Source organism: Bordetella sp. N (assembly GCF_001433395.1).
In the GTDB taxonomy this organism is placed as follows: domain Bacteria; phylum Pseudomonadota; class Gammaproteobacteria; order Burkholderiales; family Burkholderiaceae_B; genus Bordetella_C.
Window position 1 is genome coordinate 2,963,859 of the sequence record NZ_CP013111.1, and the last position, 17,475, is coordinate 2,981,333.

21 protein-coding genes are annotated in these 17,475 nt (G+C 64.2%); 12 read left to right on the forward strand and 9 right to left on the reverse strand.

Translation table 11 applies throughout. The features are described from left to right. The first annotated feature begins 83 nt into the window (after positions 1 to 83). Together ASB57_RS12625 and ASB57_RS12630 are read left to right on the forward strand one after the other, a co-directional pair. Complete coding sequence (locus tag ASB57_RS12625; protein ID WP_057652551.1) at positions 84 to 347, forward strand: hypothetical protein; 264 nt, start codon at positions 84 to 86, stop codon at positions 345 to 347. A 23-nt stretch (positions 348 to 370) separates the two neighbouring features. Continuing rightward, positions 371 to 604, forward strand: coding sequence for a hypothetical protein (locus tag ASB57_RS12630; RefSeq protein WP_057652552.1), 234 nt, complete (start codon positions 371 to 373; stop codon positions 602 to 604). Here the strand turns inward: ASB57_RS12630 and ASB57_RS12635 are convergent, their stop codons facing one another. The 3 genes from ASB57_RS12635 to ASB57_RS12645 all read right to left on the reverse strand — a co-directional run bounded on the left by ASB57_RS12635 (position 605) and on the right by ASB57_RS12645 (position 1,760). Next, positions 605 to 1,117, reverse strand: a complete 513-nt coding sequence (locus ASB57_RS12635) for a BPTD_2524 family lipoprotein (RefSeq protein ID WP_057652553.1) — start codon at positions 1,115 to 1,117, stop codon at positions 605 to 607. A 155-nt stretch (positions 1,118 to 1,272) separates the two neighbouring features. Then, complete coding sequence (locus tag ASB57_RS12640) at positions 1,273 to 1,488, reverse strand: hypothetical protein (RefSeq protein ID WP_156414146.1); 216 nt, start codon at positions 1,486 to 1,488, stop codon at positions 1,273 to 1,275. Positions 1,489 to 1,622: 134 nt separating this feature from the next. Beyond that, a complete protein-coding gene (locus ASB57_RS12645) occupies positions 1,623 to 1,760 on the reverse strand; it encodes an entericidin A/B family lipoprotein (protein WP_057652555.1) in 138 nt (45 codons plus the stop codon). Between the two features lie 171 nt (positions 1,761 to 1,931). On the opposite strand from ASB57_RS12645, the gene ASB57_RS31080 reads away from it, so the two are divergent. Both ASB57_RS31080 and ASB57_RS12650 read left to right on the forward strand, forming a co-directional pair. Continuing rightward, a complete protein-coding gene (locus ASB57_RS31080; RefSeq protein WP_156414147.1) occupies positions 1,932 to 2,141 on the forward strand; it encodes a hypothetical protein in 210 nt (69 codons plus the stop codon). 71 nt (positions 2,142 to 2,212) lie between these two features. After that, complete coding sequence (locus tag ASB57_RS12650; RefSeq protein ID WP_057652556.1) at positions 2,213 to 3,838, forward strand: NAD(P)/FAD-dependent oxidoreductase; 1,626 nt, start codon at positions 2,213 to 2,215, stop codon at positions 3,836 to 3,838. Between the two features lie 99 nt (positions 3,839 to 3,937). Here the strand turns inward: ASB57_RS12650 and ASB57_RS12655 are convergent, their stop codons facing one another. Next, positions 3,938 to 5,212, reverse strand: a complete 1,275-nt coding sequence (locus ASB57_RS12655; protein WP_057652557.1) for a TIGR03862 family flavoprotein — start codon at positions 5,210 to 5,212, stop codon at positions 3,938 to 3,940. Between the two features lie 117 nt (positions 5,213 to 5,329). On the opposite strand from ASB57_RS12655, the gene ASB57_RS12660 reads away from it, so the two are divergent. Continuing rightward, the gene (locus ASB57_RS12660) at positions 5,330 to 5,698 is read left to right on the forward strand and encodes a hypothetical protein (protein WP_057652558.1); all 369 of its coding nucleotides are present in this window, start codon (positions 5,330 to 5,332) and stop codon (positions 5,696 to 5,698) included. On the opposite strand, the gene ASB57_RS31085 is transcribed toward ASB57_RS12660, so the two are convergent. Beyond that, a complete protein-coding gene (locus tag ASB57_RS31085; protein WP_156414148.1) occupies positions 5,649 to 6,008 on the reverse strand; it encodes a hypothetical protein in 360 nt (119 codons plus the stop codon). The genes ASB57_RS12660 and ASB57_RS31085 overlap by 50 nt on opposite strands. Positions 6,009 to 6,187: 179 nt before the next feature. On the opposite strand from ASB57_RS31085, the gene ASB57_RS12665 reads away from it, so the two are divergent. Next, complete coding sequence (locus tag ASB57_RS12665) at positions 6,188 to 7,621, forward strand: PLP-dependent aminotransferase family protein (protein WP_057652559.1); 1,434 nt, start codon at positions 6,188 to 6,190, stop codon at positions 7,619 to 7,621. A gap of 12 nt (positions 7,622 to 7,633) precedes the next feature. On the opposite strand, the gene ASB57_RS12670 is transcribed toward ASB57_RS12665, so the two are convergent. Next, the gene (locus ASB57_RS12670) at positions 7,634 to 7,921 is read right to left on the reverse strand and encodes a DUF1488 family protein (protein ID WP_057652560.1); all 288 of its coding nucleotides are present in this window, start codon (positions 7,919 to 7,921) and stop codon (positions 7,634 to 7,636) included. 302 nt (positions 7,922 to 8,223) lie between these two features. Between ASB57_RS12670 and ASB57_RS30630 the strand changes: the two genes are divergently transcribed. Then, the gene (locus tag ASB57_RS30630) at positions 8,224 to 8,382 is read left to right on the forward strand and encodes a DUF3309 family protein (protein ID WP_082621576.1); all 159 of its coding nucleotides are present in this window, start codon (positions 8,224 to 8,226) and stop codon (positions 8,380 to 8,382) included. 40 nt (positions 8,383 to 8,422) lie between these two features. Here the strand turns inward: ASB57_RS30630 and yddG are convergent, their stop codons facing one another. Next, entirely contained in the window at positions 8,423 to 9,325 is a 903-nt protein-coding gene (yddG, locus tag ASB57_RS12675; protein ID WP_057652561.1) for an aromatic amino acid DMT transporter YddG, read from the reverse strand. 145 nt (positions 9,326 to 9,470) lie between these two features. Here yddG and ASB57_RS12680 point away from each other — a divergent pair, with 145 nt between their 5' ends. Continuing rightward, on the forward strand, positions 9,471 to 11,456 hold the full coding sequence (locus tag ASB57_RS12680; RefSeq protein ID WP_057652562.1) for a bifunctional diguanylate cyclase/phosphodiesterase: 1,986 nt from the start codon (positions 9,471 to 9,473) through the stop codon (positions 11,454 to 11,456). Here the strand turns inward: ASB57_RS12680 and ASB57_RS12685 are convergent. Both ASB57_RS12685 and ASB57_RS12690 read right to left on the reverse strand, forming a co-directional pair. Then, entirely contained in the window at positions 11,416 to 11,868 is a 453-nt protein-coding gene (locus ASB57_RS12685) for a MarR family winged helix-turn-helix transcriptional regulator (protein ID WP_057652563.1), read from the reverse strand. The two genes, ASB57_RS12680 and ASB57_RS12685, sit on opposite strands and share 41 nt — an antisense overlap. 4 nt (positions 11,869 to 11,872) lie before the next feature. Next, a complete protein-coding gene (locus ASB57_RS12690) occupies positions 11,873 to 13,480 on the reverse strand; it encodes an MFS transporter (protein ID WP_057652564.1) in 1,608 nt (535 codons plus the stop codon). A 173-nt stretch (positions 13,481 to 13,653) separates the two neighbouring features. Here ASB57_RS12690 and ASB57_RS12695 point away from each other — a divergent pair, with 173 nt between their 5' ends. From ASB57_RS12695 to ASB57_RS12710, 4 genes are all read left to right on the forward strand, one after another. Continuing rightward, positions 13,654 to 14,085 carry an Lrp/AsnC family transcriptional regulator gene (locus tag ASB57_RS12695; RefSeq protein ID WP_057652565.1) on the forward strand — a complete coding sequence of 144 codons (432 nt, stop codon included), beginning with the start codon at positions 13,654 to 13,656 and terminating at the stop codon, positions 14,083 to 14,085. A 174-nt stretch (positions 14,086 to 14,259) separates the two neighbouring features. Beyond that, positions 14,260 to 15,087, forward strand: coding sequence for an IclR family transcriptional regulator (locus ASB57_RS12700; protein WP_057652566.1), 828 nt, complete (start codon positions 14,260 to 14,262; stop codon positions 15,085 to 15,087). A gap of 94 nt (positions 15,088 to 15,181) precedes the next feature. After that, positions 15,182 to 15,946 (forward strand): HpcH/HpaI aldolase/citrate lyase family protein, encoded by a 765-nt coding sequence (locus tag ASB57_RS12705; protein WP_057652567.1) that lies wholly within the window; start codon positions 15,182 to 15,184, stop codon positions 15,944 to 15,946. A gap of 7 nt (positions 15,947 to 15,953) precedes the next feature. Beyond that, the gene (locus ASB57_RS12710; protein ID WP_057652568.1) at positions 15,954 to 17,402 is read left to right on the forward strand and encodes an NAD-dependent succinate-semialdehyde dehydrogenase; all 1,449 of its coding nucleotides are present in this window, start codon (positions 15,954 to 15,956) and stop codon (positions 17,400 to 17,402) included. The last annotated feature ends 73 nt before the right edge of the window (positions 17,403 to 17,475 follow it).

Sequence of the window (17,475 nt, forward strand, 5' to 3'; positions counted from 1 at the left end):
AGGCCCACAGCATAGCGGGGAAACGTTGTCGCGGGAACGAGCCTTGCGGCGTCGTACAGGCTTCCGTATCAAGGAACCTGACGATGAATAAACGATCTGGCAAAGCCCCTGTCACCGAAAACTCGACCGACGCGCCGCGCGGGACCAGCCTGAACGCGCGGATATTTCCTCCCGCGACGCCCGTCGATGTCCCTAACCTGCCGCCCAAGAAAGCCAAGGCGGCGGAGCTGACGCCGGACGGCGCCAAACCCTTGGGTCCCTCGGTAGAGACAGACGCCGAGCACAATTGGGCCGATAGTACCCAACCCGCCCCCTACAAGAAGAAAGCCCGGACCTCGATATTCTGACCCACGCAACATCGGAGACGATCATGCCCACTACCGCTCGCACACTCGACCCCGCCGACAGCAAGTCGCGCGATTACCAGACCCACGCGGACACGATGACGGGTACGCGCATTTTGCCCATGCCAGACCAGCAGGCCGTGGTTGCCGGCGTCCAGCGCAAGGACCGGTCACTGACCGATCCCGGCGATCCGGGCATTCCCCGTCCGGAAGACGATGTCTACGGCAATGAGGCGTCGGACCTTTCCGAGAAACCCTGATCAGTTGCCCGCATCGGGCAGCGGCACGCCTTGCAGCCTTGGCGCCGTTCTTTGCAGCAAGGGCAGTTTGTTATTTCCCTCACCTTCGCGGCAGCTCGGTGTGGCCGACTCGATCGACTTACGCGCCGCGGCGATTTCATTCTGGTCGAATGGCACATCCCCGAACACCGTGACGGTAACGGTGGCATAGCGCGCGGTATTCAGCGGACCATCGGGCTGAACCTTGATGACTTCCAGCAGCTTGGCAGGTTCCGTGCGCTTGTAGACGGTCAACGTGCCCGTCGCGGTCCGTTCGTCGTAGGAGTTATTGGAAAGGTAGTTCAAGCCATAGGCATACTGCACGCCCGTATGGCAGACACGGATGAACTCGCTGGCGCGCCGTGAAGCGGCCTGGTAATCGGTCTGAACGGGAAACGTCAGCGTGGGAAAGTTGCCGTCGGACTTGACGCCCTCGGCGGCGCAGCCGCCAAGAAAAACAAGGGCGCTCGCCAAGAGAGGCCGGAAAACGGACATGGATGCTCCAGGGCAGAAATAGGCTCTAAACCCCGGGATTATGCAGCAGCAGCGTCCCATGCGGCCAGCAGAGCGATCCGCCCTGCCCTGTACCCGCCGCGCCGGGTCGCGTCAAATCCCGCCCGGGCAGGCATCCTGGCCGTACTTTGGGAGTTCTATCGGGCCGACATCGGGGCCACGTAGGCGCCCAGCGCGCTGACACCAGGACGGGTCACCGCCGTCTTGCCGGCACGCTGTTCGATGTAATTCAAAGCTTCCAGCTGCCCCCGCACGGGCTGAGGAATATTGAAACCGATCAGCGAGGCCTGTGTCCGCAATTCTTTCAGCCAGCGAAACTGTTCGGGCGTCAATGTGGGCGTTGTTCTAAACATTTTTGTGCCTTTGATTCAAGCTTCGTGAAACCTGAATGACGGGAAGCGCGGCTTTTGTCACCGGCTTCCCGTTCCGACCAACCTGCCCGCCTGCACCGGCCTGGCCGGGCATGGCGGGCATCCCCTGCTATCAATTACTTATTGCGATCGGCCGCGCCCTGGATCTTTTCGCCGCCGCGTTCAATGTCCTGGCCCGCGCCATGGACGGTGTTGCACCCAGCAACCAGGGCGCTGAAAGCAAGCATCACAACGAGAAGGGCTTTGTTCTTCATGGTCTTTCCTTTGATAGGCGATAAAGAAAAATCGAGGAATACATCGATTCCCGCTGCCCATCAGCAAAATGCGTGCCCGTGAAAGTTCCCTGAAATCGGAGTTTCCTGAAATAGCGGGCATGACGCATGCTTTCTCTACTGGCAAGTCCAACCGATACATGGAGGTTCATCATGTCCGACATCGCTCCCAATACCCTCAACCCTCGTACACCGGACTCCGCCGATATTGCCGAGGAGCTCGCCCGCAACGCCGTGCCCGCCGGCCACCGTGAACCCGCTCCCGGCGAACCGCCCTTGCCCGACCAGCCGCCCCTGCCGGGTGATCCCCCGCTGCCCGGCGACCCACCGGGAGCGCCGCCAGCGCCCCAAGCCCAAGGGTGAATTACACTTGCGCCTGCGGCCGCATGACGCGGCCGCCATGCATTGCGCCATAAGCGGCGCCGGACACCACCATGTTGCGCATTTCAGAAATCAAAACGCCCCTCGATCATGCCGAGGAGGCGCTCCCGCTCGCCATCGTCCAAAAGCTGGAGATCGCGGCTGAGGACCTTCTCTCTTACTCCATCTATCGCCGCGGCTACGACGCGCGCAAGCAGACCAACATCCTGCTCGTGTACTCCGTCGACGTCACCTTGCGCGACGAAGCCGCCGTGCTTGCCCGCCATGCCGGGTCGCCCCATGTGGCGCCGACCCCCGACATGACCTACCGCTTCGTGGCGAACGCCAGCACCGCGCCCGCCGCGGCGCGCCCGGTGGTGGTGGGCATGGGGCCCTGCGGCCTGTTTGCCGGCCTGATCCTGGCGCAGATGGGCTACCGCCCCATCATTCTTGAACGCGGCAAGGCCGTGCGTGAACGCACCAAGGACACCTGGGGCCTGTGGCGCAAGGAAGTGCTGCACCCGGAGTCCAACGTGCAGTTCGGCGAAGGCGGCGCCGGCACATTTTCCGATGGCAAGCTCTACAGCCAGATCAAGGATCCCCGCCATCTCGGCCGCAAGGTGCTGGACGAATTCGTGCTGGCCGGCGCGCCCGAGGAAATCCTGTTCGTCAGCAAGCCCCACATCGGTACGTTCCGCCTGGTCAGCATGGTGGAAAAGATGCGCGCGACCATCGAGTCGCTGGGCGGCGAGGTGCGCTTCGAACAGCGCGTGACCGACCTCGACCTGAATCACGGCGAGCTGCGCGGCCTGACCCTGGCCAGCGGCGAATACCTGCCCTGTACCCATATGGTGCTGGCCATCGGCCACAGCGCGCGCGATACCTTCGCCATGCTGCATGAGCGTGGCGTCTTCATGGAAGCCAAGCCTTTGTCGATCGGCTTTCGCATCGAACATCCGCAGTCGCTCATCGACCAGGCGCGGTTCGGCAAGTTCGTGCGCCATCCCGTCCTGGGCGCGGCCGACTACAAACTGGTGCATCACGCCAACAATGGCCGCTCGGTCTACAGCTTCTGCATGTGCCCTGGCGGCACGGTGGTAGCCGCGACGTCGGAGCCGAATCGCGTCGTCACCAATGGCATGAGCCAGTACTCGCGGGCGGAACGCAATGCCAACGCCGGCATCGTGGTTGGCGTCACGCCGGAGGACTTCCCCGGCACGGGTCCGTTGGCGGGCATCGATTTCCAAAGACAGTGGGAATCGCGCGCCTATGAATTGGGCGGCGGTGGCTATCATGCGCCGGCGCAGACCGTCGGTGACTTCATCGCGGGACGGGCGTCCGTGGAATTGGGTTCCGTACAGCCTTCCTACAAACCTGGCGTCACGCCGACGGATCTGTCCACGGCGCTGCCGGACTACGCGGTGGAGGCTATCCGCGAGGCCCTGCCGGCCTTCGATCGCAAGATCAAGGGCTATGCCATGCATGATGCCGTGTTGACCGCGGTGGAAACCCGCACCTCGTCACCGTTGCGCATCACGCGCAACAACGACGATTACCAGAGCGTCAACACCGCCGGCCTGTTCCCGGCGGGAGAAGGCGCGGGGTACGCCGGCGGCATCTATTCAGCCGCCATCGACGGCATCGAAATCGCGGAAGCCGTCGGCCGCGATATCGCGGCGCGCCACGCGAAGGCTGCCTGAGGCGTAGTGCCCAAAGGTCTGGCCTCAAGGGTCAGGCCCGCAGCAGCGGGATGCGGGCCCGGCACCGCGCTGGCAATGGCCGGGTGCGGCGGCTACGTCCTAAGCGGTTTGGGCTAGCCCCAGGTGCGCGGCCGCGCCCGCGCCGGCGACTTTGCCGGCGGCGAAGCACGCCGTCAGCAGATATCCCCCCGTCGGTGCGTCCCAGTCCAGCATTTCGCCGGTGCAAAAAACGCCTGGCAAACGGCGCAGTTGCAAATCATCGCCCACTTCATCCAGCCGCAAGCCGCCCGCGCTGCTGATCGCCTCGTCGATCGGCCTGGGCCCCGTCAGCCGTAGCGGCAGGTCCTTGATGCAACGCGCGAGCCATGCCGGATCCTGGAAGGCCTCGGCCGGCGCGCATTCCCGCAGCAAGGCCGTCTTCACGCCTTTCAGGTTCAAGCGGCTTTGCAGATGGCTGGACCAGGAGCGCGCGCCGCGTGGATGCGCCACTTCCAGCGCGACGCGTTCAGCCGGCATTTGCGGTAACAGATCCACCCGCATCTCGGCATGTCCTTGCGCGCGCCATTGTTCGCGCAGGCCGGCGGACAAGGCATAGACCAGGCCCCCTTCCACGCCGGTGGCGGTAAGGATGAACTCACCTCGCCGCGGGTCGCCGCGGAGGGCGGCCTCCTGCCCGACCCGCGCCGCCACCGCCTTGACCGGTTCGCCCGCATGGCGCTCACGCAGGATCGGCGTCCAGTCCGCATCGAAACCGCAGTTCGACGGCGCCAGGTCCTCGACCCCCACGCCACGTTCGCGCAGCGCCGGCACCCAGGCCCCATCCGATCCCAGGCGCGCCCAGCTGGCGCCGCCCAAGGCCAGTACCACCGCATCGGCGGACACCAGGACCTCGCCGTCCGGACCGGAGAAACGTAGCCCCGCCGAGGCCGTATCCGTATCCGCCTGCCACCCCAGCCAGCGATGCCGCATATGGAATTGCACGCCGTCCGCGCGCAGGCGGGCCAGCCAGGCCCGCAGCAACGGCGCGGCCTTCATTTCCTGGGGAAATACGCGGCCCGACGTGCCGATGAAGGTTTCAACGCCCAGCCCGGCAGCCCAGTCGCGCAGGGCTTGGGGCGACAGCGCCCGCAGCCAGCGCTCGACCTGAGGCCGCGCAGCCGCGTCGTAACGGCCCAGAAACGCCGGCGCCGGCTCGCTATGTGTGAGGTTCAAGCCGCCCCGTCCCGCCAACAGAAATTTCCTGCCGGCCGAGGGCATCGCATCGTAGACGTGGACGTGCGCGCCGGCGGCGGCCAGCACCTGCGCCGCCATCAAGCCGGCAGGACCGGCGCCGATAACGATGACCTTGGGGAGGGAAACTGACGAGCGGACCATGAAAAAGGCGTACAGACTGGGAAAGGCTCAATACTACCCAATCCGCTCACCGGAGCGCGGCGCGTCGGTTAGCATCGGGGCTAGCGCCGTTTCGCGCGCGCAGCACAGGATGCCACCATGAGCAATACGCCGCAGGCCGCAAAGCCTGGTTCGACCAATCAACCGCAGTGGGGCTATGAACGCGCCGACTGCCGGGGCGCCAACGCACTTGGCCTTTTCATCGACGATCTGCAACGGGTGCTGGATACGCATGAAGCCGACATCGCCGCGCAGCCGGCCCAGCTGTACGAAGCCCAGGCCCAGGCCAATGAACTTGTGCGCCGTTACGCGGCGCTGGACGGGGTGCCCGCTGCCTTCAGCGGCCAGTCCGTCACCTTGCGCGCGGCGCGTAACAGCGCGGGAACGGTACAGTTGGTGCCCTTGTTCTCCGCCGCGCTCAAGCAGGCCCTGATAAGCCTCTTGAATGCCGGCGGATCCAGGCAATGACGGCGCGGCCGTGCGACGTCAGATAAACGGCGGCGCGCACGAACAGGGGGGCCTGCTCGACCACGCGCAGGCTTGCCGGTCCACTTTCGGCGCATAACAGCACGCGGCCGCCGTACGCCATTGAATAGGCCTGCCCTGGCGCCACGGGCATGCGGATGGAGAATGAGGAATCCCCCAACGGCACCCATTCCTGCACCATGATGCGGCTGCCATGTACACCCACGATCGTGCTGTTCGCACGGACGAACATCATGCGGGTTTCTCCCCCCGCCAAGCTGATATCGCGAGTGCGTTCGATTTCCATGTCCATTTGACGGCTCCGACGATCGAAATTGATCTGCCGCCAGATTAGATTTCACGCAACTTCTCTGGCAGGTACACAGTCTGTTTATCTTCATCAAATCAGACATCCAAACCAGGCTCTGTTATCGTTGATTTCCAGATAATCTGTATCTATCCTGCCCATCCGGGCGACCGCATGATTCGGCCATGGAACCACTGTATCAACGCTTGGCCGATCACTATCGGCAAGCCATTCGTTCTGGCGTATTGGCACCCACGGCACGCATGCCGTCCGTCCGTAACCTGGTAAGACTGCACCACGTCAGTCTTTCCACCGCGCTGCAGGCCTGCCGCCGCCTGGAAGACGACGGCCTCATCGAAGCACGCCCCCGCTCCGGCTATTTCGTCGTCAAGCGCAAACGGGCGACGCTGCCCCCTATCGATGAACCCGATACGGACAAGGTGCTGGACCCGGCGTCCTATGTCGGCATCCACGACCGCGTGTCGGACTTCATCGCCAAGTGCGAGATTCATCCGAATAAATTCAATTTCGCCACCGCGGTGGCCACGCCGGACGCCTATCCCACTGACGCGTTGAAGCAGTCGATGCTGCGCATGGTGCGGCGTCATCCGCAATTGCTCACCAGCACCGTGCCGCACGGCGGCCATCCCTGCCTGCAAGCGGCGCTGGCGCGGCGCGCGCTGGATAGTGGCGTGAACGCGGCGCCGGACGACATCCTGGTCACGCATGGCTGCATCGAAGCGCTGAATCTGGCGCTGCGCGCGGTCGCCAGTCCGGGCGACACCATAGCCGTGGAGTCGCCCGCCTATTTCGGCCTGCTGCAGATTCTGGAAAGCCTGGGCATGCGCGCGCTGGAAATTCCCACCAGCCCGCACACGGGCATTTCCATCGAAGCGCTGGACCTGGCGTTTCAAACGCACGCCGACATCAAGGCCGTGGTGGCGGTGCCCAATCTGCACAATCCCCTGGGCAGCATCATGAGCGATACCGACAAGGCCAGGCTGGTGGAATTGTGCGAACGCCAGCATGTGCCGCTCATCGAAGACGATACCTATGGCGCTCTGGCGGATGGCGACGAACCCTTGCGCGCCGCCAAGGCCTGGGACCGCGAAGGCAACGTCATCTATTGCGCGTCCCTGCACAAGACGCTGGCGCCCGGCTCGCGCCTGGGTTGGCTTATCGGCGGCCGCTGGAAGGCTCGCATCGCGATGTTGAAGTTCGTGCAAAGCCGTCCCAACGAACCGCTGATGCAGCTCGCGGTTTCGGACGTGCTGGGCGCCAAGGCTTACGACCGCCATCTGGTACGGCTGCGCAGCCGCCTGAAGGCGCAACGTGAACGCATGGCCCAGGCCATCGCCGATTACTTCCCGCCGGGTACGCGCCTTAGCATCCCGCGTGGCGGCATGCTGCTGTGGGTGGAGATGCCGGATGGCCGGTCGTCCAAGTCGGTGTTCGAAACCGCGCTGCCCTTAGGCATCCGGGTGGCGCCCGGCCGGATGTTCTCCAACTCCGACCGCTATGAACATTTTCTGCGGATCAGCTGCGGCGCGGCTTTCACGGCTGACGTGGAAGCGGCCATACGCACGCTTGGTCGCATCGTGGCGGGAAGAACTTCCTGATTGGAAGGCGCGTTAGCGGCCCGCCAACGCGCTGGGAAAATCCGCCGAGCTCAGCAGCACCGGCAAAGGGTGGCTCTCGCGGAACTTGCGCTCCGCCAGCGCGTGCAGGGTACGCCGATGCCCGTGATACGCATCCAGCAGGCTGGCTTCCTCGACACCCGCGCCGAAGCGCGCGCGCAAGACTTCCCAGGAAACGCCTGCCTGTATGGTTCGTTCGCCGGCAGCGGCTTCGAACCAGATGACATGGGCGGAACGATCGTTGACGGCATTGTCGTTTATGACATTGTTGTTCTTTGACATAAAACTCTCCGTGACGATCCTGGTCTTGCATAGCGGGTATGGGTCAGGCAATCCTATCGGACACCGGCCTCACCGTCTGTAACGTCTACATGGTCTACCCGCATGCGACGTATTTGGACAACATCATCCAAAAGAAGATTTGATTTTTCTTGCGGCGCCTGAGTTTTCTTACGGCCCCCGATGCGCTTTTGATTCATTCTCGGGCTCGCTTCTTGCTCAAGCATGATCAACGGTATGGCGCCCCGCCACCGGAGCGATTCGCCACGGTTCGTATTTGTCCCGGCGGATATAAGGAGAAAACAATGACTCTCGGCACCATTCTTTTGATCATCCTGATCCTATTGCTCGTCGGCGCCTTGCCCAGTTGGCCGCATAGCCGCAGTTGGGGCTACTACCCGAGCGGCGGCCTCGGCCTGGTACTGGTCATCGTCATCGTCCTCCTGCTCATGGGAATGATCTAGATCGGAGACACCCGCGGACCTGCGGTCCGCGGGTGTCTGCCTATGCATTCCGCGTTGCGTACCAGCAGAGCAGGGATCCCGCGCACACCATGGCGGCGCCTTGCCAGAAGGTGAAAGATAATGGCGCGGACAGAATCAAGGCTGCCAGAGCGGCAGACAATAAAGGCGTGAAATAGGACGCGGCGGCCATCAAGGTCACGTTTCCACGCAAGATGCCGACGTTCCAGGCGGCATAGCCGCCGCCCATGGCGCCAGTCGCCAGCAACACTTGCACCAAAGCCATGCCGGTCACCTTCACCGAGGCATTCGCCACGGAAATATCCGGCGCGGTAAAGCGCACAAAGAATTGAATCCAGAACGCCACCGCGGTCATCGCGAAAAAGAAAGTGATGCCGTTGCGCCCCGCCGCCATGCGCGTCGTCACCGTGCAATACGCCGCCCACAACACCGCGCCCAATAAGGCCAAGCCATAGCTCAAAGGGTTGTTGCCGATATGCGCCATCAGCGTAGCGGGCGCGACAGCATCGGCGCCTTGCGCCCACACCACACCCAATAAAGCCAGCAACAGCCCCGGCCACACAAGCCAGCGGGCGCGCTGGCCATTGAAAAAAATCGAGAACGCGACAGTCAAACTTGGCCAAAGGTAATTGACCATGCTGACTTCGATCGCCTGCTGCCCGCTGTGCGCATAACCCAGCGACAAGGCAAGACACGTCTCGTACGCGACAAACAGCAGCGTGCCCCAATAAAGATAACGCCGCGGAAAATCGCGCAAGGACGGCCAGCCGGCCACGAAGTACAGAAAGAATGTACCCACGGAATAAATGGCCGCAGCCCCAAGAACCGGCCCCAGGCTTTCCGTGACGCTACGGACCAGGCCTACCATCGCCCCCCACAAGACGATCGCGGATAGGCCAATCAACGTTGCTTTGCTGCGGGTCATAGGTCCGGCGGTTGTTGCTCTGTATCAAAACAGGGAAAATACAAAAAAATCAAAATACGACCAAATAAATCACTGGTGTGGCAACACGCCGATAGCAGCTTCGTCCGGTCTTGCGGCGGCACGCGGCAAACTGGAGTAGGTAAGCATGCAGTTGCAGGGCCGGGGATTCAGATGGGGCGTTTATGGCCTGCTAACACTGGTAATCGTGGCGGGGCTGGGCCTGTCGGCCTTCATGGCGAACAAGGCGGAAAATCTGGGCAATGCCTTGCGGCCTTTGCTCAATGAAAGCCTGCCGGCCTACGAGCACTTGGCGGAATTCGAACACGCGGTGCTACTTTACCAGTTGGCCCTGAACAAATATGCGACGCAGTCGATTGACCATGACCGCTTTCTGACGCTCACGGCGGGCCAGCGCGATGACATGACGCGCGGCATGGATATTCTGCTGCGCGACTTCCCGAAGCACGCCGACGTGGCGCCCATCGGCATCGCCAGCCGCGCCCTGCTGCCCCTGGCCGGGCAACTGGAAGGGATACTCGCGAACGAGACCAATGGCAGCATGAACAGCTACGCCACGCGCAGCCTGCTGCGCCTGGCCAACGGCTATACCAACGACATTCGCGGGCAGCTGGTCCGACTGAAGCAAGGCGCGACGACGGGCCTGCAAGAAGCGCAAGCCCTGACCCATACCAACATCGATTCGATGTCGCGGCTGGTGCATGCGTACACCCTGCTTACCCTGGTTGCATCGCTGTTCATGATGTACCACGTGCGCGCGCGGATGCGCAGCGAACGCCAGCTGGCCTTCCAGGCCTCGCACGATCCCTTGACTGATCTGGCCAATCGCCGCTCTTTCGAGCGCCGATTGCGTGAGATAAAGGGCCGCTCGCATACGCTGGCGCTGGGCATGATAGACCGCTTCGACCGCGTGGTCGGCGGCCTGGGCTATACCTTCGCTGACCGGCTGATGCGCGAAATTGCCCAAAGGGTGCGTACGGCCGCGGAGCAGCACGGCGGGGAAGTGTTCAGACTGGATGGCGCCACGCTGGCCATCCTGTATCGCGGCCATCGACCTGTTCAAGCCAGCCTGACCGACACAGTGGCGGCGCCACCCGGCGCCCTGGAAGCCGTGCGCGAGGCCATGCGTCGTCCGTTCCGCTTCGGCCAGCACGAAGTCTTCCCCAGCCTGAGCCTGGGCAGCGCCAACTATCCGCAGCAATGCGGCGATGTCAGCCAGCTGCTGACCCACGCCGACGCGGCGTTGCGCACCGCGCGCGAATCCGGCGGTGACATTCTTATCCCCTACTCCGACACCATCAGCGAGCAGACGCGGCACAATCTGCACCGCGAGGCCCAACTCGCGCATGCCCTGGAGCGCGACGAGCTGGTGCTGTACTACCAGCCGCAGGAACACCTGGACAGCGGCGGCTTGGCGGGCTTTGAAGCCTTGCTGCGCTGGCGCCATGGCGACGACCTGATTTCGCCCGCTGAATTCATCCCCATCGCGGAAGAGTCCGGGCTCATTATTCCGATAGGCGCGTGGGTGTTGGAGCAGGCCTGCCGCCAGGCGCGCCTTTGGCAGGAACAGGCGCCTGAGCAGGACCTGGTGGTCGCCGTCAATATTTCGCCGCGCCAATTCGGTCATCCTGATTTTCTTCACACCGTGGCCCGCATCCTGGCCGAGACCGGCGTCGATCCAGCCCGGATCGAACTGGAAATCACCGAAAGCATGCTGATGCAGGACCACGGCCGCAGCGAACGGCTGCTGCGGGCGCTGCGCGAGCAAGGTCTGAGATTGGCCATCGACGATTTCGGCACGGGTTATTCCAGCCTGGCCTACCTCAAACGCTTCCCGGTGGACAAGCTGAAAATAGACCAATCCTTCATCCGTTCGTTGCGACCCGACGGCAATGACGCGGCCATCGTGCGCGCCATGATCAACATGGCACACCACCTGGGCCTGCGTGTGATCGCCGAAGGCGTGGAAACGACCGCGCAACGGGCATGGTTGCGCGATTGGGGCTGCGATGAGATCCAGGGGTTTTGGTACGGCAAACCTATGCCGGCGGCCGTGGCGGCGGTCTATATCACTACGAAGCCGACTGCTGCGCCGCCTGCTGGGCGGTTTTGAAATTCTCTTCCAGCGTGGCCAGCACCTGGTAGAAGACATCCATCTGTTTGGTCGACAGACCGTCCAGGGCATGTTCGAAAAATTCGGCGCGGCGCGGTAGCGCTTCGTCCACCACGCGCTTGCCCTGCGCCGTCAACGTGGCGTTGATCAGGCGATTGTCCTGCTCGTCGATGCTGCGGCTGATCCAGCCCAGGCCTTCCATGGCCTGCAGCTGCCGCGTCAGCGACGCCGGATCCAGGCGGCAGCGCTCGGCCAGGAATTTCTGCGAGCAGCGCCCCTCTTCATGCAGCGCCAATAGGATGCGCCAGCGCGGCAGGGCGTGCCCCACCTGGGCGCTGAAGGCAGTCATCATGACGCGATAGGTCTGGCCTAGCTGCTGGACGGTGCGCAGGCCCTGTTGTTCTTTCGGCATGGCGCTATTCTGCCACGGGTGCGCTCGCCGGTTTGTTCACCGCGCGCGCCAGCTTGATGGGCGGCACCCGCCGCACGAGCCACAGGGTCAGGATGGCAACGACCAGCACCACGCTCTGGCCATCATGAATCGCGCTGACCAGCGATTCGCGCGCGACCTCCAGCAGGGACGAGCCATTGCTACCGGAGGCCGCCACCTGGCTCATGAAATCCGCCTGGGCCTGCGGATTGACCAGGATCTGCGGATCATCCAGCTGCGCCAGCCAATGTCCCGCCTGGCTGGCCGCCAGCGAGGACTCGACGCCGCTGACATAGCTGTGATTGACCATGGTGCCGACCACCGCCGTCCCTATCATGCCGCCGATCATGCGCAGCGACTGCAACAGCGCCGTGGCGATACCCAGATGGGCCCGGCCTGCGGTCTGCTGGGCGAACACCGTCAGGTTGGGCATGACGAAACCCAGGCCCAGGCCGGCCATCAACATATAGGCGGCGATGGCGAAGCGCGGCGTGTAGTGATGCGTGGTGATCACCCCGGCGGTGGCCAGGCAGAGCAGGAAGCAGCCCACGTACAACATGTTGTTGGGATTCTTGATGCGCGTGACGATACGGCCGTTGGTGATGCTGCCCACGGTGATGAAGGCGACCATGGGCGTGATCAGCAGCCCCGCATCCTTGGGCGACAGGCCGAAACCGCCTTGCAGCAGCAGCGGGGCATAGAACAGGAACGAGAACATGGTCACGCCCAGCAGCAAGGCCAAGGTGAACAGCGCGGCCAGGCTGGGATTGCGGAACATGTCGAGGGGCAGCAAGGGTTGCGGGCAACGCCGCTCCCAATAAAGCAGGGCGATGAAGGCAAGCACGCTGGCCCCGGCCAGGCCGAATGTCGTCGCGCTGGCACCTTGGCCCGGCAACAACTCGACCATCAACTGCAGCCCGCCCAGCGCGATGGCGATCAGCAAGGCGCCGGGCCAGTCCAGCCGGATCTTGCCAGGACGCTCGCCCTGCCGCAGATGCGGCAGATGGCGCACCACGAACCACAGCCCCAGCAGGCCGACCGGCAGGTTGACGTAGAACACCGAGCGCCAGCCATAGTATTCCGTGAGATAGCCGCCCAGGGTGGGGCCCACCGCGTTGGCGATACCGAAGGCGGAGCTGAACATCACCTGCCAGCGCAGACGGACGTGCGAATCGGGAAACAGATCGGGAATACACGCGAAGGCGGTGCCCACCAGCATGCCGCCGCCGATACCCTGCAACGCGCGCGCCAGCACCAGGAACAACATGCTGTTGGCCGCCCCGCACAACACCGACGCCAAGGTGAAGACCACGATGGCGCCCACCACGAAGGGCTTGCGGCCGTAGTAATCCCCAAGCCGGCCGAAGATGGGAATGGTCACCACCGACGTCAGCAGATACGACGTGGCCACCCACGCGTAAAGATCAAAACCCTTGAGTTCGGCCACCACCGTCGGCAGCGCGGTACCGACCACGGTCTGGTCGACCGCCACCAGCATGACGACGAAGCACATGCCCAGCATGGCCATCAAGGATTGGCGGAAAGGCAGGACCTGACCGGCCGAATGAGGGGTTTCCGGAGCACGAGGCGCCATTTGTGGACTCATCAATAATTGATCTATCAAGAATTTTAGCGCAAGCGCGCGGTGGCGGCATAAGCATTCAACCGAAATAGGCGGTCGTTGCGCCGGTGGTACAGTGAGTGCCCCTCTCTGCCCAACGTCGAAGGGCTTGCCAGCGGCAGGCATTCCGGCGTACGCGAGCACACATGCTAGACACGCTGGACGATCTCGATCACCGCCTTATCGCCTTGCTGCGCGATGATGGCCGCCTGCCCACCGCCACCCTGGCGAAGAAACTGTCGGTGTCGCGCGGCACGGTGCAGAACCGCATCGACCGCCTGCTGCGCAGCGGACTGCTGCTGGGCTTCACCATCCGCCTGCGCAGCGAAGTGGAGATACCGGTGGTGCGCGCGATGACCCTGGTCGAGGTGCGCGGCAACGAGACGGACGCGGTGGTCGGCGCCCTGCGGCGGCTGCCGGAAGTGGTCGAGGTCCACTCCACCAGCGGGCGCTGGGACCTGATGGTGGAGATACGCGTGCAGGACCTGCCGACCTTCGACCGCGTGTTGCGCGACCTGCGCAGCATCAAGGGCATCGCGAATTCCGAAACCAATCTGATGCTCGCGCCGTATAAGTAAGCAAAGTAAGCAGGCCAAAAGTCAGCAGGCCAGGTGAGCGGGCCAGGTAAGCAGGCAAAGTGAGCAAAGCAGGCGCGCCATTACCAGGCATTGCGTTGACGCTTGATCGAGGCGACGCTTAGAATCGATTTTCGTCCGAACATTTGTTCGGATTCCGATCATTTGAATTTAGCGATGCCCACCCTAGAGCCCAAGAACCAGGTCAATTCCGTCGGCAAGGCTTTCGCCGTCATCAAGGCCTTCGACACCACCCTGCCGGAACTGACCATTTCCGAAATCGCCGTGCGCGCCGGGCTCGACCGCGGCACGACTTTCCGCCTGATTCACACCCTTGAATCGCTGGGTTATGTCCATGCGGTGCCGGACAGCAAGCGCTTCCGGCTCGGCCTCAAATGCCTGGAGTTGGGCTACGCCGCCCTGTCCAGCCGGCAGGAGCTGGCCGACCACGCGGAGCCTTTGCTGCGCGCCACGGTGCCGGCCATCGCCGACGCCGCGTCCCTGGGCACCCTGGACAAGGGCGAAGTGGTGTACCTGCGGCGCGTCCAGGCCGGCCTCGGCCGCCACAATATGCAGCGCGGACCGGGCACGCGCATCGGCGCCTATGCGTCCGCCTTGGGCCACGCGATGCTGGCCTGGCTGCCTGCCGAACAGAAAGTGGCGGCCTTGGAAGGCACGCCGCGCATCAAGCTGTCCGAACACACGCTGATCGACCTGGATGCCCTGCTGGCACGGCTGGACGAAGTGCGGGCCCGCGGCTACGCGCTATCCGATGGCGAAAACGCCTATGGCCTGCGCACGTTAGCCGCCGCGGTGCTGAGCGCCGACGGTCTGCCCTTGGCGGGTATCAGCCTGACCATCGACGCCGGCCGCATGACCATGGCCGACTTCGTCGCGCACGCGGCCCCGCGCGTACAGGAAATCGCCAAGGTGTTGACCGACGCCACGCGCCTGTCGGGTGGCGCGATCCGCGCGGGCCGACCGCCCGGCGCGGCAGGAACTTGAACCAGGCCGGCGGTGTCCGCGCAAGGACGTGGACGGCAGGCGCCCAGCATTCCAACACGTTGTACCCCTGAGTTTTTCCACCGCGAGGATAGACATGGAATTGCGTACCAACCGCTTCAAACGAGACCTGGGCCAGCGCCAGCAGATCGGCATGTTTTCCACCCTGGGCGGCGCCGTCACGACGGAGGTCTTCGGCGCGTGCGGCTTCGACTGGATCCTGCTCGACACCGAACATTCACCCAATGAGCTGCCCGACCTGATCCACCAGATGCAGGCCTTGGCGGCCTTGGACGTCAACGCCATCGTGCGGCCGGCCTGGTCGGACATGGTGCTGGTCAAGCGCATCCTCGACGCGGGGGCGCAGACCCTGTTGTTCCCTTACATCCAGAACGCGGAGGAAGCGGCTGCCGCCGTCAGCTTCACGCGCTATCCGCCCCACGGCGTGCGCGGCGTGTCGGGCAGCTCGCGCGCCGCGGCCTACGGCTTGATTCCGGGCTATTTCAACAAGATCGCCAATGAAATCTGCGTGCTGGTGCAGATCGAGACGGCCGAAGGCTTGAAGAACCTGGAAGCGATCGCCGACGTTCCCGGCGTCGACGGCGTATTCATCGGACCGGCCGACCTGTCGGCGTCGCTGGGCCATCTGGGCAATGCCCAGCATCCGGAAGTGCAGGCCGCCCTGGATGATGCCTTCGCGCGCCTGAAGGCCAAGGGCAAGCCGTCGGGCTACCTGACCACGCGCGAAGACGATGCGGCACGCCGCATCGCCCAGGGCGTGAGCTTCGTCGGCGCCGCCACCGACACTTCCATCATCACCAATGCGACCACCAGCCTGCTGGGTCGTCTACGCGAGCGTTGAACCCACCATGAAAGATGCCTCCGTGTCCTATCCCGAACTGGCCCTGCTGATCGACGGGGAGTGGCTAAGCAGCGCGGGCCGTCCCGGCCGCACGATTTCCAATCCCGCTACCGGCGCGGCGCTGGGCCCCCTGCCCTATGCCAGCGAAGCCGACCTGGCCCGCGCGCTGACCGCCGCCGAACGGGCGCAGGCCAGCTGGCGCGCGGTGCCGGCCTACGACCGCGCCATCATCCTGAACCGCACCGCGACCTTGCTGCGCGAACGCTGTGAGGCCATCGCCACGGCGCTGACCCTGGAACAGGGCAAGCCGCTGGCCGAAGCGCGCGGCGAAATCCAGACGGCCGCCGACATCTTCGCGTGGAATGCCGACGAAGGCCGGCGCGCGTATGGCCGCATCGTGCCGTCGCGTACGCCGCGGCAACGCAATATGGTGGTCAAGGAGCCGATCGGTGTGGTGGCGGCCTTCGCGCCCTGGAACTTCCCCGCGGCGACCGCGGCGCGCAAGATCGCCGGGTCCCTGGCGGCGGGTTGCGCCTGCATCATCAAGCCGGCCGAGGAAACGCCCGCCACCGCCCTGGCATTGGCGCGGGCACTGGTGGACGCGGGCCTGCCGGCCGGTGTCTTGAACGTCGTGTTCGGCGAGCCGGCGACGGTGTCCGGCTATCTGCTGCGTTCACCGGTGGTGCGCAAGGTGTCTTTCACGGGATCGACGGCCGTGGGTATCCAGCTGTCTACCCTGGCCGCCGCCGACGTCAAGCGTTGCACCATGGAGCTGGGCGGCCATGCGCCGGTGATTGTTTGCGATGACGTCGATGCGGGCGCCGCGGCACAGCTGGCGGTGGCGGCCAAGTACCGCAATGCCGGACAGATCTGCGTGGCGCCGACCCGCTTCTATGTGCAGGACGGGATCTTCGATGCCTTCGCCGAGGCGTTCGCGCAGGCCGCGGCCGGCCTGGTGGTGGGCAACGGCCTGGACGCTTCGACGCAGATGGGGCCTTTGGCGAACCCACGCCGCATCGACGCCATGGAGACCCTGACGGCGGAAGCGGTGGCTTTGGGCGGCAGGTTGCTGACCGGGGGCAAGCGCCTGCCTGGCGCCGGCTATTTTTATCAGCCGACGGTGCTGGCCGACGTGCCTGAACAGGCGCGCATCATGAATGAAGAGCCGTTCGGGCCGGTCGCCATCCTCAACCGTTTTGCCGAGTTGCCCGATGCGCTACGGGCAGCGAACCGTTTGCGCTATGGGCTGGCGGCCTATGCGCACACGCACGATGCGCGCCGTGCGCAGCAGATCGCGGATGGCGTGCAAGCCGGCACCATAGGCTTGAACACCTATGCGGTGACGCAGACCGAAATGCCCTTCGGCGGCATCGACCACAGCGGTGACGGGAAGGAAGGCGGCATCGAAGGGCTCGACGGCTATCTCGTCACCAAGATGGTGATGCATCTGCCTTGATGTGCTGCTGCACGTGGGCCCACGGGCGGCGCCATCGGCATCCCGATCGGCGCCGGCGTGCCGGCCCTGCCCG

Coding starts and splice junctions, on each gene's coding strand:
- ASB57_RS12690 (WP_057652564.1), bottom strand. CDS start 13,480: ATGGCGCCTCGTGCTCCGGAAACCCCTCATTCGGCCGGTCAGGTCCTG.
- ASB57_RS30630 (WP_082621576.1), top strand. CDS start 8,224: ATGACTCTCGGCACCATTCTTTTGATCATCCTGATCCTATTGCTCGTC.
- ASB57_RS12625 (WP_057652551.1), top strand. CDS start 84: ATGAATAAACGATCTGGCAAAGCCCCTGTCACCGAAAACTCGACCGAC.
- ASB57_RS12650 (WP_057652556.1), top strand. CDS start 2,213: ATGTTGCGCATTTCAGAAATCAAAACGCCCCTCGATCATGCCGAGGAG.
- ASB57_RS12635 (WP_057652553.1), bottom strand. CDS start 1,117: ATGTCCGTTTTCCGGCCTCTCTTGGCGAGCGCCCTTGTTTTTCTTGGC.
- ASB57_RS12640 (WP_156414146.1), bottom strand. CDS start 1,488: ATGTTTAGAACAACGCCCACATTGACGCCCGAACAGTTTCGCTGGCTG.
- ASB57_RS12710 (WP_057652568.1), top strand. CDS start 15,954: ATGAAAGATGCCTCCGTGTCCTATCCCGAACTGGCCCTGCTGATCGAC.
- ASB57_RS12630 (WP_057652552.1), top strand. CDS start 371: ATGCCCACTACCGCTCGCACACTCGACCCCGCCGACAGCAAGTCGCGC.
- ASB57_RS12700 (WP_057652566.1), top strand. CDS start 14,260: ATGCCCACCCTAGAGCCCAAGAACCAGGTCAATTCCGTCGGCAAGGCT.
- ASB57_RS31080 (WP_156414147.1), top strand. CDS start 1,932: ATGTCCGACATCGCTCCCAATACCCTCAACCCTCGTACACCGGACTCC.
- ASB57_RS12655 (WP_057652557.1), bottom strand. CDS start 5,212: ATGGTCCGCTCGTCAGTTTCCCTCCCCAAGGTCATCGTTATCGGCGCC.
- ASB57_RS12680 (WP_057652562.1), top strand. CDS start 9,471: ATGCAGTTGCAGGGCCGGGGATTCAGATGGGGCGTTTATGGCCTGCTA.
- yddG (WP_057652561.1), bottom strand. CDS start 9,325: ATGACCCGCAGCAAAGCAACGTTGATTGGCCTATCCGCGATCGTCTTG.
- ASB57_RS12670 (WP_057652560.1), bottom strand. CDS start 7,921: ATGTCAAAGAACAACAATGTCATAAACGACAATGCCGTCAACGATCGT.
- ASB57_RS12685 (WP_057652563.1), bottom strand. CDS start 11,868: ATGCCGAAAGAACAACAGGGCCTGCGCACCGTCCAGCAGCTAGGCCAG.
- ASB57_RS31085 (WP_156414148.1), bottom strand. CDS start 6,008: ATGGACATGGAAATCGAACGCACTCGCGATATCAGCTTGGCGGGGGGA.
- ASB57_RS12695 (WP_057652565.1), top strand. CDS start 13,654: ATGCTAGACACGCTGGACGATCTCGATCACCGCCTTATCGCCTTGCTG.
- ASB57_RS12645 (WP_057652555.1), bottom strand. CDS start 1,760: ATGAAGAACAAAGCCCTTCTCGTTGTGATGCTTGCTTTCAGCGCCCTG.
- ASB57_RS12665 (WP_057652559.1), top strand. CDS start 6,188: ATGGAACCACTGTATCAACGCTTGGCCGATCACTATCGGCAAGCCATT.
- ASB57_RS12705 (WP_057652567.1), top strand. CDS start 15,182: ATGGAATTGCGTACCAACCGCTTCAAACGAGACCTGGGCCAGCGCCAG.
- ASB57_RS12660 (WP_057652558.1), top strand. CDS start 5,330: ATGAGCAATACGCCGCAGGCCGCAAAGCCTGGTTCGACCAATCAACCG.